Origin of the sequence: Moorena sp. SIO1G6 (assembly GCF_010672795.1) — a bacterium.
GTDB lineage: Bacteria > Cyanobacteriota > Cyanobacteriia > Cyanobacteriales > Coleofasciculaceae > Moorena > Moorena producens.
This window is the reverse complement of record NZ_JAAHFZ010000008.1, coordinates 243,431-257,588: the sequence shown is the minus strand read 5'-3', so window position 1 is coordinate 257,588 and position 14,158 is coordinate 243,431. Positions and strand designations below refer to the sequence as shown.

At 43.3% G+C, this 14,158-nt stretch carries 10 protein-coding genes and 2 pseudogenes; 8 read left to right on the top strand and 4 right to left on the bottom strand.

Annotated elements, in window-relative coordinates; genetic code table 11:
* Positions 1–218: 218 nt before the first annotated feature.
* Positions 219–2,288 carry an elongation factor G gene (locus tag F6K63_RS10390; RefSeq protein WP_287311985.1) on the bottom strand — a complete coding sequence of 690 codons (2,070 nt, stop codon included), beginning with the start codon at positions 2,286–2,288 and terminating at the stop codon, positions 219–221.
* Positions 2,289–2,662: 374 nt separating this feature from the next.
* Between F6K63_RS10390 and F6K63_RS10385 the strand changes: the two genes are divergently transcribed.
* Complete coding sequence (locus F6K63_RS10385) at positions 2,663–3,676, top strand: tetratricopeptide repeat protein (RefSeq protein ID WP_008181208.1); 1,014 nt, start codon at positions 2,663–2,665, stop codon at positions 3,674–3,676.
* 1,265 nt (positions 3,677–4,941) lie between these two features.
* Here F6K63_RS10385 and F6K63_RS10380 read toward each other — a convergent pair.
* Complete coding sequence (locus F6K63_RS10380) at positions 4,942–5,121, bottom strand: hypothetical protein (protein WP_071103626.1); 180 nt, start codon at positions 5,119–5,121, stop codon at positions 4,942–4,944.
* Between the two features lie 280 nt (positions 5,122–5,401).
* Here F6K63_RS10380 and F6K63_RS10375 point away from each other — a divergent pair.
* The 7 genes and pseudogenes from F6K63_RS10375 to F6K63_RS37735 form a co-directional block, all read left to right on the top strand.
* A pseudogene (locus tag F6K63_RS10375) lies at positions 5,402–6,358 on the top strand (hypothetical protein); the annotation flags it as partial.
* 139 nt (positions 6,359–6,497) lie between these two features.
* Positions 6,498–7,709, top strand: a complete 1,212-nt coding sequence (locus tag F6K63_RS10370) for an RNA-guided endonuclease InsQ/TnpB family protein (RefSeq protein ID WP_008181204.1) — start codon at positions 6,498–6,500, stop codon at positions 7,707–7,709.
* 27 nt (positions 7,710–7,736) lie between these two features.
* Complete coding sequence (locus F6K63_RS10365; protein WP_287311982.1) at positions 7,737–8,720, top strand: hypothetical protein; 984 nt, start codon at positions 7,737–7,739, stop codon at positions 8,718–8,720.
* Positions 8,721–9,104: 384 nt separating this feature from the next.
* Positions 9,105–9,473 (top strand): hypothetical protein, encoded by a 369-nt coding sequence (locus F6K63_RS10360; protein ID WP_287311981.1) that lies wholly within the window; start codon positions 9,105–9,107, stop codon positions 9,471–9,473.
* 66 nt (positions 9,474–9,539) lie between these two features.
* Complete coding sequence (locus F6K63_RS10355; RefSeq protein ID WP_287311980.1) at positions 9,540–10,643, top strand: mechanosensitive ion channel family protein; 1,104 nt, start codon at positions 9,540–9,542, stop codon at positions 10,641–10,643.
* Between the two features lie 14 nt (positions 10,644–10,657).
* Positions 10,658–11,059: pseudogene (locus tag F6K63_RS37740) on the top strand (DUF8459 domain-containing protein); the annotation flags it as partial.
* A gap of 273 nt (positions 11,060–11,332) precedes the next feature.
* The gene (locus F6K63_RS37735) at positions 11,333–12,433 is read left to right on the top strand and encodes a mechanosensitive ion channel family protein (RefSeq protein ID WP_502708298.1); all 1,101 of its coding nucleotides are present in this window, start codon (positions 11,333–11,335) and stop codon (positions 12,431–12,433) included.
* A gap of 7 nt (positions 12,434–12,440) precedes the next feature.
* Here F6K63_RS37735 and F6K63_RS10345 read toward each other — a convergent pair whose 3' ends face one another.
* Positions 12,441–12,899, bottom strand: coding sequence for a pentapeptide repeat-containing protein (locus F6K63_RS10345; RefSeq protein ID WP_287311977.1), 459 nt, complete (start codon positions 12,897–12,899; stop codon positions 12,441–12,443).
* Positions 12,892–14,052, bottom strand: coding sequence for a magnesium/cobalt transporter CorA (gene corA, locus F6K63_RS10340; protein WP_287311974.1), 1,161 nt, complete (start codon positions 14,050–14,052; stop codon positions 12,892–12,894). Before corA ends, F6K63_RS10345 begins: the two co-directional genes overlap by 8 nt.
* Between the last annotated feature and the right edge of the window lie 106 nt (positions 14,053–14,158).

Here is a 14,158-nt window from a genome sequence, read left to right as displayed (position 1 = left end):
TAAGTTTTAACCATGCATCTGCATAGCCTACCAACCATAAAGGCGAGCCTGTCTAAGGTTTCGTTTCCGGGGGAAACCACGGCAGTCGCTCATGGGGGGGACCCCCAAGACCGCGCTGCCTCCCCAAGACCGCGCTGCATCGCTACTTGAGGTGCTTTTGAATAAAATAAGCTGACGGCTGACCGCTGACGGCTGAATGCTTACCTAACAGGATTAACCTAGCTCTTACCATTACCATTACCATTGCCAGTGGTTGCCAGCACCCGATCAGCTAGCTTACCTGGCACTTCCTGGAGATGGTCATAGGTCCAATTAAAGAAACCGATCCCTAGAGTAAGCGATCGCAATTCCATGATCAAGTTTTGCATTTCTGCCTGGGGGATATAGCCAGAGACACAATCCCATCCTGTCCAATCAGAACAGGTCTCATAGCCGAGGATTTGACCCCGATGACCGGTGATCAATTGCAGCACCTTAGAGGTAAATTCCTGAGGTGCATAGACCCCAACAGACATAATTGGCTCAAGTAACGTTGGTTCACAATTGGGCATACCACCGGTCATAGCGAGCCGTGCTGCTTGTTTAAATGCCTGTTCCGAACTATCTACCGAGTGGTAAGAGCCATTGGTGAGAGTAACAGCCACATCTACCACTGGGAAGCCTAAGGGTCCGTGGGACAAGTACTCCTTTACTCCGATCTCCACACCAGGGATATATTGCTTTGGGACGACCCCACCGACAATGCTTTCGGAGAAGTTAAACCCTTCACCCCGAGACAAGGGTTGGATATCAAGGTAGACATCACCATATTGCCCATGACCACCACTTTGGTGCTTGTAGCGCCCGTGAGAGGTAGTGGATTTGCGGATAGTTTCTTTGTAAGGCACTCGGGGTAAGTGAGTGGTCATCGGTAAGTTGTATTTGCGGCTCATCCGGTCTAGAGCAACCTGAAGATGAATATCTCCCTGTCCCCATAGGATGATTTCGTGAGTGTCTCCATGTTGTTCCCACACCAAAGATGGGTCTTCTTCCAGCAGCTTGGTTAAAGCACCACTGAGCTTAACCTCATCTTTGCGCTTCTGAGGGGTAATGGCTAACGCATAGACTGGTTTGCTTGCCTCAGCTATTGGTAATTTAATCTCTCGATTACCCGTATCAGTGGTCAGGGTGTCACCAGTTTTAATGCCCTCTAAGCGTCCCAGGGCAATGATATCACCAGCAGAGACTTGGGAAACTGACTGAGTGTGGTGACCAAACATACGGTATAAGCCTCCGGCGCGGGCACCATTAAAGACCATGCCATCGGTTAGTTTACCTTGCCAAACTCGCACTAGGGAGAGTTTTCCACCTTGGGGAGTGTAATAGGTTTTGAGTACCTGTGCCACCGTGCTTGATTCATCACCAGCAATGTCCCGACGCTCGGCGGTGGTTTCTGGGGTTGGTGCTTCCCGCAGTAGGGCATCGATCAAGGGGCGAACACCGTAATCTTGCTGAGCAACACCTATAAATACAGGTACAATCAAGTCGGCCCCCAATTCCATCTTCAGGTCTTGGACAATTTCTTCTTGGGGTGGCTCGATTTCTTCTAGTAGTTCTTCGAGGAGGTGGTCGTCAAAATCTGCTAAGGTTTCTAGTAATTCTGTGCGTGCTTGCTGTTCTGCCTCTTTCAATGACTCTGGCAGTGGGATCGGATCAGCTGGGGCATCAGGATGGTAAAGATAGGCTTGTTCGGTGACTAAATCAATAAATCCGGTGAGGTGTTCTCCCTTACCAATGGGGTATTGGTGCAGTACTAAGGGGCGAGTGGAAACGGAATTGAGGGCATCGAAGACGGACCGTAAGGAGTTACCATTAGCATCATCGGTCAACTCAAACCGATCCATTTTGTTAATAAAGACTAAGTGGGGGATTTCCCAGTCGTCGAGAAATTTGAATAAGGGTGCTAGGGTGAGGACGCGATCGCTTACTGGTTCACAAACCACGACAGCCGCATCCACACCAACTAAGGCGTTGTAGGTTTCTTGAGCAAATTCAATGGAACCGGGACAGTCTATAAAATTGAAGCAGATATCTTGATACTCGGTGCTGGCGGCAGTTACCTCCACACTCATTTGGCGTTGCCTGGCCTCGGTGGCACTATCACCGACGGTGTTGCCTTCCTTTACTGTGCCTTTGCGAGAAATCCTACCAGTAACGGACAACAAACTTTCGAGTAGAGTGGTTTTACCACTGAGATACGGACCAACAATTGCCACATTACGGGTGGCTTTACACACTTTGCCGTTCATAATTTACCCCCAAATTATTTCAATTGGACTTATGCATTGAAGCGGAGCTTGAAGGGGATGATCTGGTAGGGAGGTTAGTTGATTAAAAAGTGCCATGTCAACGGTTCTCTTACCTAATCATTCTACCTACTTATCTCCTGACTACTGGTTTATGCAGAAGTTTTGTTGAGATGGGATCAACGTTATCTGGTTGTGAGATTAACTTATTTTGGTTTGATCTAGATCGAACTTGCAATGTCTTGTAATGTAAACTACTAAAACTGTTAAGTTAGATAACTCTAGGTCACTAATTTTCAAAAAATATGAATACACGTAACAACTATAAAAAAAAATGTTTCAAAAATCTTAAGAAAAATTTGTTCCCACTCAACTTAATGTTTGTTAACACAAAAGTCACTGCCAGAGGATATTTCTGCCTAGGAGTCAGTTGGCTGTTGGTGCTGACACAGCCACTAGTTTCCCATGCCCTAGGGGTTAACCCAGATCATCTGAAGGATTCACCAGAGAGACTGAGTAGACATCATCCCCTTACTCGCCCTTACGGTTACAGTAGTAGACAAATCGCCCAGTCTCAGTATCTGCCAGCACTTAAACCAACTCAACCGGCAGCCCTTGAGCAACTTAATCAAGGACTGGCATTAATTCAACAGAGTAAGGTACTTGAAGCGATTGTGGCGTTTGAAAAGGCAGCCCAACTGAATCCCAAGCTAGCACCAGCACACTACAACTTGGGTCTAGCATTGCGGCAGGTTGGTAAATTGCAGGCGTCAGCCGATGCCTTTTATCGGGCAACCCAGACTGATCCCAAATTTGCTCTAGCCTTTGCTAATTTAGGGGCTGCTCTGTTGGAAGGAAAGAATTTGTCTCAGGCACGGGAATATCTAGAAAGAGCTCTGGAACTTGACCCTAAACTGGGTGTTGCTCACTATAACATGGGTCTAGTTATGTCCCAGTTGCGAACACCCGCACAAGCGATCGCATCATTTAAACAAGCAATGGAATTTAGCCGTAATGCTCCCGAACCGGCATATCATTTGGGACTGATTTATAGGCAACAGGGCAAGCTGGAGGAAGCAAAAAAGGCGTTTGAGCAAGCGATCAAAATCAATCCCAAATACCCCGAAGCCCACTACAATATCGGGGGAATTTTATTTAATCAGAGAGATTTGGATGGTGCTCTGGCAGCTTTCCAGCAAGCAGCGGTAGCTAACTCGAACTACGCTAATGCCTATTATGGTGCTGGTGTAGTATTTCTGCGCCAAAACCGATTTAGTGATGCTCTGGAAGTCTTGCAGTATGCTAGAGACCTTTACAATAGCCAAGGTAATCCCCAGTGGGGACGTAGGGCTGAGCAGTTGATGGAGCAAGCCCGTAATTCTGGTTTTTAGTGGGGTTTGTACCATCAGAACTTGTTAGCTTTGACCCCTTTGGGGAATTAAAAATTAAAAATTAAAAATTAAAAATCTAGAAGCGATGCAGCGCGGTCTTGGGGAGGCAGCGCGGTCTTGGGGGTTCCCCCCACTCGCTATTGCCGTGGTTTCCCCCACTCGCTATTGCATCAAGACATTGAACAAATTTTGAATTAATTAATTCCGGGTACAAGCCCCCCGGGGAATTAAAAATTAAAAATTAAAAATTAAAAATCTAGAATTGTCCGAATCATTTTGAATTAATAATTTTGAACTTTGAATTGGAGCGTTCGCGCAGCGTGACCTACGGTCAAGCGACTTGACGACTCCCCACAGATAAATCGGGAGCGTTGCATCTGTAGGGGGATGATTGATCGAGATGGGGAAGATGGGGAAGAATCCACCCATCCTCCTGTTGATGTTTATCACGTTTTTATTAGGATTTCTATATCAGTTGTTTTTTGCTTTTTTTGATGGCAGGCTTAACCGAATATTTTTAATTATTAATAAAATTATTACTATAAATAAACTAACTATTTATAGTAATAAAAGCAACCCTATTGTCAGTATTTTTTACTGATTTATTAGTAGTGGTATTTTACTGATTATTATAATAATTTCATAGATAATTTTTTATATTTTAAAAACAAATAAAAAATTATCATATCACATTTTAATTTCACTTATAGGGCTACAAAAATTAAAAAGCTTAAAATGGATTGTCCTTTATATGGAAAACTTTAGGTATTTTACCGGCTAATACTAGTCTAGCTTGAATTTTTAGCCGATTATTAAAAGTGGAGTAACCTTGGGAGACCTTGAGTTTAGTGGATAAGACGGGGTAGGGACGGTTAGCCTAATTGAGACATTATCAAAACCCGATTCCTACTCCCCACTGCACTCTCCTGCAATTACAGTTAAGACTACAGCATACTATAACTGATAAAATTTAGCCACACTCAATACAAAAAACCCCTGATGGGCGGTTGGGTGCCCCAGGGGGATGCAGCAAAAGGTTAAAACTACCATATACAACAGTAATCGGAAATGACAGTAAACCGTATCCGCAAAATCTCGGAAATCTCTGAGCCACTCGCAATAGTGGCCTACGAATAATTACGTAGTTGCCTTATCCATGGTTACTATAGGGTTCTTGTCTACTAATATTCACAGCCATCTGACAAACCAGTAACTTGGGTCGAACTAGGGAACTGGCTCCTATTCCACACCTAGTTCAGGGAAGGTCAACGGAATTGAGTTGCCTTGAGGGCAAATCCGACTCGAAGGGCCTGTTCTATGTGCTGAACCCTTTGGAGTTTTCCAGGGTTTTGATCCTGCCGATACAACTTGTCTAAGCCAAGAATGAACACAGTGAGTATGATTAGTGTAGTGGCCAAATTGCGAGCAAATAGTAAATCGAACATGACTATATCCTGAATGTGTCAATCCCTGGGCATTCTGAGCCCCATTGCCCATGATTAAAAATTGTGAAGTGCCGATGTTTAATTTAGGGTTGACGCTCAGGTGTACAGTGTTGGTTGTTGTGTAAGAATTGAGAGCAATCGCTACAATTGGTGAAATCTGGTGAAATCTCGGAAATCTCGTCACTTACTAGTAGCTTCCTTTGTCCCGTGGCTGAATCTTCCCATGAATAGCAGTAGAGTGGGCATCCTGCCCGCCCGAAAATATATTGAAACTGGCAAGATGCCAGTTCCACCAAGATGCCCATTCCACCTCACTCTTAAAATCATTCCATTATTAAGCAATGCTTTCGTTGTCGCTGGCGCTGTCTTGGGCTGTACCCACCAAGTTATACCGACCACACCAGCGTCAGATGCTAAACCAGTGATTAGCAGATCTGTTACTGATCTAATTCAGATTGAACCCTTACCGATTGCTACCAAGTATAGGAATCAGTGGACTCCTGAATTGGAATCAGAATTCTGGGTGCGAGCCAACCAGGCAATTCAGTACTACGATGGGTTAGGTTATGGCAACAACTACGGGGAAAATGAGAAGCGGTCTTATCCCTATGCCATGTTTGATTTTATTGTTGGCAATCGGGACAAAGCCCTAGAGTTTCTGCAATCAGAAGATGCCCAAGCTCAAGATAACCAACATACTGAGGGTATTGACTACTATTACGCTTTCACCCTCAAGGGACAAATCCGAAAATACTTCTTCTTTGGGCAGTTTCTCGACCCGACCTACAAACAGCGAATGTTTGACGGTGCCAAAACCTGGACAGAAACAGACCCCAATGGGCGTCCTCACCCGATTTATGGTAAGGGAAAAGGTGGTGATGGTTGGGGACCGGATGTGCGAGGAGGTTGGGTGGATGGACGCAACACGGACAATCTCCGGGCAATGCGAGAGATTTCCGTTTATCTGATGGCGGAGGAAACCGGAAATGAAGAGACTAGGCGTCTGTATAAAAAGAAAATTCAGCGCTATGTCTGGGCGCTATACAACATTGGTATGGGAGAGTGGGACTCAGAGACTTACCATGGTCACACCTTTGCGGCTTACCTAAATCTCTACGACTTTGCGAAGGAGCCGGAGGTGAAACAACTGGCCAAAGCGGCTCTAGATTGGATGTCAGCGGCGGCAGCAGTGAAATATTATCGAGGTGGTTTTGGTGGACCGACTAAGCGGGATTACAAAGAATCAACGATGCTTTCAGCCCCGTGTCTAAAGACTGGGGATGAAAGCGAGATGGTGGCTTTAGCCGCCGTGAAAAATATTCAGAGATTTTCCGGAATCTTGTAGAATAAAATAAAGCAGTTAAAGGTCCAGACTGATGATCATTCTGGAGTTCAAGGCATACGGCAAAAAACCTCAATATTTGGCTATTGATGAGGCGATTAGGACAGCCCGTTTTATCCGAAACAGTTGTCTCAGATATTGGATGGACAACAAGGGCGTCAATAAATACGATCTGTCGAAATACAGCAAAGTTTTAGCCCATCAGTTCCCGTTTGCTAATGAATTGAACTCTACTGCTCGTCAGGCCAGTTCTGAACGGGCATGGTCATCAATTTCTCGGTTCTTTGACAATTGCAAAAAAAAGGTACCTGAAAAAAAAGGTTTCCCAAAGTTCCAAAAGCGTGGCAGATCGGTTGAATACAAACAGTCTGGCTGGAAATTGTCCCCAGATAAAAAGTCGATCGTGTTCAGGGACAAGAAGGGAATTGGGAAGCTCAAACTCAAGGGTAATTGGGACTTGTGGCGCTTTGATAAGAAGCAAATTAAGCGGGTTCGGATAGTTCGACGAGCTGATGGCTACTATGTCCAGTTCTGTGTTTCAGTTGACATAACGGAAGAACTGGAGCCAACTGGAACAGCCATCGGGTTAGATGTCGGGCTGAAGGATTTCTACACGGATTCCGTTGGAAAAACTGAACCTAACCCCCGGTTTTATCGGATTGGTGAAAAGCGCTTAAAGTTTTATCAGCGTCGGGTATCTCGAAAAAATAAAGGCTCATCCAACCGCAAGAAAGCTGTTAATAAACTAGGTAGGACACACCTTAGAATAAGTCGGCAACGTGAAGAACACGCCAAGAGACTGGCACGTTGCGTAATCCAATCTAACGATTTGGTTGCCTACGAAGATCTAAGGGTTAGGAATTTGGTTAAAAATCATTGTCTGGCCAAGTCTATTAATGATGCGGGTTGGTATCAGTTTAGGAAATGGTTGGAGCATTTTGGAACTAAGTTTGGCAGGGTCACTGTTGCAGTCAACCCCGCCTACACTAGCCAGAACTGCTCTGAGTGTGGTGAGGTCGTAAAAAAGTCTCTATCAACTAGGACTCACACCTGCAAATGCGGTTGTCAATTAGACCGCGACCACAACGCTGCCATCAATATCCTCAAGAGAGCCTTGGGTACGGTGGGGCACACCGGAACCTGGATCCTAGATCCGAACGTTTTGGGAGATTTGGCCTCTACTTTTCCTGGTTCCGACCTGGTTAAGCAAGTCGAGTCTGCGAACAAAGAATCCCCGCGTCTTTAGACCGGGGAGTGTCAAGGCAAAAGTAATGTGGTGTACGGAGCCAGTGCTGCCCGTCTGTTCTGGCTTTATTTTGGCGATGTTACCTTAGTCAATCCTAAGCCAGAACGGGATGTGATTCACGTAATTACTAGCGCCTATCGACCTCCCCAGGCAGTGGTAAAGTTAGCTCGTAAGCAGTTTCAGAAGCCTGTGGAAATTCTGGCTAGTAAACCAGTCTACGAAAATTGGAAACCTGGAGGTGAAGATAAACCAGGATATTGGGAAACTACCTTCTTTGGTCATACCTATCAGTTGGGGAGTTTGGCGGGTGAATTCCCCGATGGTGATGTCGGGCCATTCAAGCTAATGGCATACAATCAAGAGCGGGGTGTGGATTTTTTTGTTGCTAATACCGGTGGTGATTGGGTGAAGCCAGGAAAAAATCAGGGAGACCAAGTTGGGCAATACCGTAACCTAGTTTTGTGGTTAAGACCAGCAAAGGATAGACCATTCTTTTTCCAATTACCTAAGATGGCTCAAGCAGAAATAGAAGACGGTATTTGGTTCTTTAAACTGGAGAAAACCTGGTTAGCGATTCGCTCGATTAATTTGGATACTTATACTGAGGTGGCTATACCGAACCAGAAATTCGCCCAGCTCTATAGTCAGGAAAAAACTCTCAAGGCAACAACCCTAGGCAATAGCTATGCTGGCTTTGCTCTAGAAGTAGGAGAAGAGGAATCTCATGGTAACTATGAGGATTTTAAACAGGCAGTTAAGGAAAAAAGTCAGTTAGATTTACGTGAAATTGACCTAGGTAAAGTGCAGTGGATTGGTAGCACTGGTGAGAGTATTGAACTGACCTACAATCCTAAAAATGATTTGCCAATTATGAAGCGAAATGGGAAAGAACACGACTGGTCAAAACACCTTGATCTCTACAAACCAGTTAATGGTAATGGACCGATTTCTCTAGGTTGGAAAACAGGTAATCTCCGGGTTGAAGCAGGGGATTTGGTGTTTCAAAATTGATTGTTGACTGTAGACAGTGAATATAGGTGACTAGACCAGGAGAGTTAGCCGAGGCTAACTCTCCCCTAACCAACGGAAGCTAACTCTCCCTGATAAGCGATCGCAAAATCTCCTGTAATAGGAAATCCTGGTGTATACTTACTGTATACGGGAGGCTAACAATCCCCTAATCAGCGGAAGCTAACTCTCCTCTAATCTGAAATCTGGGTGTATATTTACTGTATAGCTGAAGTTCCCATAGCATTTTGGTAATGGCAAGCACAAACACATTCTGTTAAGCGTTGACCAAGCCTGGTGGCAAACCAGGGACTTGGTAGAGTGGCCGGAAGGGGTAGATTGAGAATTTCTGCCCTCCTACTCCCCTCAAGGCTAACTACTCAGCCAATGAAACCTTTGAACAGTTACTGCCTTAGGGTTTTCCCGGATGGTTCTAGACAGTTTGTCAATATAGAACCACCGGCCATTAACATCATTGTCTACTTACAATCAGGGGAAACAGCAGTTCGATATGGCGTGAATACCCAAGCCTACAGTTGTAAACCAGGAAATCCCCTGGAAATAACCGCTACTCCCGATACTCCCATCAACCAACTCTGGGCAGAAAATCTCTCGGAGCAGCAAGTGGAACTGAAAATTGATGTTTTGGAAACTGCAGTCACTGCTGCTGAAGATGAAACTATAACTCCAAAAAAAAATTTGAGTACAACAATTGAGTCAGAGAATCTAAAATATAAGCTCAAGAGTAATTGCTAACAAAATTTGGACGAGAATTTCTCTGCCAATCCTTATTCCTTATTTTCGTTTATTTGGAGTTGATTGATGCTTGAGGCTTTGCCAGAAAACCTTATTCTTATCGACATAAGGTGGTTACTAATTCCAGTAGCATTAGCTGGAATAGGTTTAGTTATTTTCAGCTTCTGGTTTGTCCCCAAACTTTTGAGGCAGTTACAAGAGCTTTTGATCCATTCCCAGATCTACGCGGCCTATCAAAAAGTGGTTGTTCCCTACAAAGGCTTAGTGTGGTTGGTAAGTAGTTTAGCGATCGCTGATGTAATTCTTATCAATAAGTCTCAAGTCTCTTTCCTGAGACTTATTGAAATTTCAGTTAGCTTATCACTATTAATTATACTTGGCTGGATATCTTCTCAGTCATTTAACTATTTTTTTGATGTCTATCTACTAAATAGTACCCTCAAAAAAGGAGGCAATATTAACAGTGAACTATTAATTTTAATTAAGTTAATAGCTAATTTTTTGATAGTCGTCATTGCTATTATCACTTTTGCTCAAACTCACCAAATCAATATTTTTGGTTTGATCGCCAGTTTAGGAGTTGGTGGTATTGCTATTGCCTTTGCTTCTCAAAAAACCTTGGAGCAGTTATTGGGGGGAATTATTATTTACATTGACCGTCCCTTTATTGTCGATGATTACATTGGTCTGCCGGATGGAACCTTTGGCAGAGTTGAATCTATTGGTTTGCGCTCCACCAAAATTCGCACTTCTGGGAAGGGAACTTTGATGGTAGTTCCCAATAACTATTTAACTCAGGTAAATATTGAAAACTTCACGGGTGCTAAAAAAGTAATTTCAATTCTATATCTCACTTTTTATCGAACCATAACCAATGATGATAGAGCCTTAATTCGTCAGGTAATTTTAGAAAGCACTGGCGATATACCCGGAATTAATTCCGGACGTACAGACGTAGTATTTAGAGTTTTTTCTAGTGCAGAGCATCAAGAAATAACTCAAGCACAAACTACCTTTTTTATTCTAGGTGCTGGAGAAGTTTCCATGGAGTTACGTCGCCAACTACTTGATATTGCCCAGTACAATATTAATAATAAATTGCAAGAATACGGCATTGAATTCGATATTGAACAGCCAAGTATTTATGTTGATTCCCCGATTACTATCTGACGGAGATGCATTGAATGATAAACAAATATTTTAAGGGCAAATTCTACCAATCTCAGAGCTTCAAATTTCTGAAAATCCTAGGAATTACTATTGCGCTACTGTTAATGGTGTTGTTAGTTCCAACGACAGCGCAGTCAAAAGAATTAGCTCCTGTAGTCTTCGATGGTCGGCAACTTTTTGAGGTCAGTAACTCTGAACCATTTACTGCTCAGGGAAGAGCAGACTGGATTAACTCTCAACTCCAAACTCTAGTAGAGTCCGAGGAACCTCCCAAAATCGAGATTGAGCAACGCAATAAGTCTCCAATTATTCGTATCAATGGTCGCTACCTATTGACTGTAACTCAAAGGGATGTGGTTTTGGAGAACTCTCCTGAAGAACAAGCCGTAATCTGGAGCCAAACCATTGACCAGGCGGTGAAGAAAGCCCGGAAAGAAAGGAGTAGCCAGTTTCTGTGGCAAGCATCGTTGTTAGTTTCTGGAAGTTTAGTGCTGGCAATCTTCCTACATTGGGGCTTGGGCAGGTTGTGGAGATATTCTCTGGTAGGTCCACGACAGTTACCAGCAGTAGATGACAACACCCAGGAAAGGCAATCCCTAGCATCAAATCTCTATTCTAACCTGACACTGTTACTAGCACGAACAATAGTTTGGGTGTGGGTAAGCCTATTCTCCCTCAACTTGTTTCCCATCACCCGACAGTGGAGCTACCGCCTTGGTGAGGATTTACTGATTACCTTAATTTTCTTCCTGCTCTCAATTTTCTTTTCTGTCATAGCTGGACAATATAGTCCTTCACTGGTAAGGGCAGCTATCTTGAGATTTTCACCGGAACCAATAACGAATATTTATGAAAACTTCGTCGAACCGATTATTAACTTGTTTAGACTAACTGGTAGTTTAATTTTACTTTCTTTATCTTTATTTTGGCTAAGCAAATATGAATTGATTTATGGTTTTATTCGGTTCTTTATGGATTTAGGATTAATTGTCAGTCTAGCTTGGTTACTTTCACGCTTGTTCCGGCAATTTATCCGGATATACGGAATTGACATAGTCCGCAAGTTAGGGTGGGAAGTTGATGAATTAATATTAGTATTTGAGGCTTTAGCCAATGTAATTATTGGGTTTATCGCCATTCTCGCCTTTGCCCAGGGTCGTTTTGATTTGATTGGCTTATTAGCTGGTTTAGGAATAGGAGGATTAGCGATTGCTTTCGCCGCTCAAAAGACTTTGGAGCAGCTTTTGAGTACTATTGTTTTGTATTTAGACCGTCCTTTTGTATCTGGAGAATATATTCGTTTACAATCAGGATTAAATCCTCAAGGTTTGTTTGGTCGAGTTGAATCGATTGGTTTACGCTCTACCAAAATTCGGACTCCAGCCAAAAGTACGTTGTTCGTTGTTCCTAACTCTATTTTCGCGAATCTGGAAATTGAAAATATTAGTAGAGGTAAGAAGATCATGGTTTTACTATACCTAGATTTTTCCCAGTTACTAGCAGCTCCCGAACAAGCTTTGGTGCAGGAAGTAATCAAGGAAAGCACAAACTCTTTGTTTGGTATTGACCCAGGTAGTACTAAGATCAATTTTCTAGACCTACCTGAGCCAAAATTTACCCGTGCTAGAGTGACCTTTTTTATCCTTGGCTCCAGTGAGAATTCAGTGCAACTGCGTAAGCGTCTACTGGAGTTGGCGAATGCAACCATGTCTAAGAAGCTGATAGCTTATGGGATCGACTTTAAAATGGAGGAACCAACAATTTATGTAGAGTCCCCTGTTACTATTTAAAATCACCTTATTCACAACCGCGATGGGAGATAGTGCCATCAGGCATCAGAGCATTGCATAGATTAGCACCGTTCAAGTTAGCCCCACTTAAGTTAGCACTAATTAGCTTGGTGTTAACTAGCTGAGCGCTAATCAATTTGGCGCGACTCAAGTTAGCGCGATTGAGATTAGCATTATTAAGGTTAGCTCCCGTAAGATTGGCTCCCGTTAACTGAGCACCACTGAGGTTAGCACCATTGAGATTAGCTTTCTTGAGTTGAGCATAACTTAGATTAGCATCCTTGAGGTTAGCGCCATTTAACCGAGTGTAACTCAGGTTAGAGTAACTTAGATCGCAGCCTGGGCAATTCGCTGCTTTTGCTTGTTGGGTTTCAATTTCAGAGTTTTTTGATTCTTCAGCTACCTTAACGCAACCTGAAACGCTCATTCCTACCAATATAACTAACACTAGAACTGAATTAACCATTGTTGATTTTAGAAAAACTCGAAAACCAGCCACACCGCCAAAAAAAGTAGATTAGCCCAGAAGCAATCACTATCATCACAGCCCAACAAAGTGGATACCCCCAATACCAGTTTAGCTCTGGCATGTTCCAGGGAGAAGCTTCCGGGTTAAAATTCATCCCATAGATTCCAGCCACAAAAGTCAGAGGAATAAAAATAGTTGAGATTACTGTCAGCAGCTTCATGACCTCGTTCATTTTGTTGCTAACCGAGGACAAGTAGACATCCATCAAACTCGATGCTAATTCTCTGTAGGTTGACATAATGTCTAAAAGTTCAACGGTATGGTCATAACAATCTCGTAAGTAAATTTGCACATCGGGACTAATCAGAGGACTTGGGTCTCGAATCAGGGTACTAATTGCATCCCGTTGTGGCCAAAGAACACGACGCAGTGCCAGTAATTCCCGCTTAAGTTGATAAATTTTTGCTAAGGTTTTGTTGGTGGGGTTGATCACTACTTCATCTTCTAATTCATCAATTTGCTCACCGTAGGCTTCTAGTACGGGGAAAAAGCTATCGATAATTGCATCCCATAGGGCATAGGCTAAATAATCAGCTTGGCGCTTGCGGATGATGCCTTGGTTGTGGCGAATGCGCTTCCGAACTCGGTTAAAGCAATCTCTTTCTGGTTCTTCCTGGAAGGTGAGCAAATAATGTTTCCCCAAAACAAAACTCACTTGTTCAATCCAAAAACCACTAGCTTTTTCCTTGGGCATGACCATCTGGGTAATGACCACTAGCTGCTCTTCATAGTTTTCCACTTTCGGTCGCTGAGGTACATTGACCAAATCTTCCAGCACCAGCGGATGTAATTTGAAAACTTGACTCAAGCCCTTTAAAATATCTTCACTACCTAAGCCGAGTACATCAATCCACGAAACTGAATTTGTTTCTAGGTAAGAGCCACAAGCTTCTGGCGTTAGGTTAGCGATGCGTCTGACTTGCTCTTGATTATAGTCAATTAGAACGATTGTGGATGGTCTAGCATCTTCGTCAATGCTGATTGTTCCCGGTATCGTGCCTGGTTGATCGTAGAAGTAATCAAACAAGTCTTCTTGTTCTTCATCGGTTGGTGTGGGTACACCAAAAGACCCAGAAAGTCTTTGTGTCATGTAATTTAGCTTGGAATTCCCTCGAAGAGTATCAACTAGAGTTTAGACGAAACTCCAGTGGCAAGAGGTTTAATTTTTTAAATTAGACAATTATTACACAATTAGA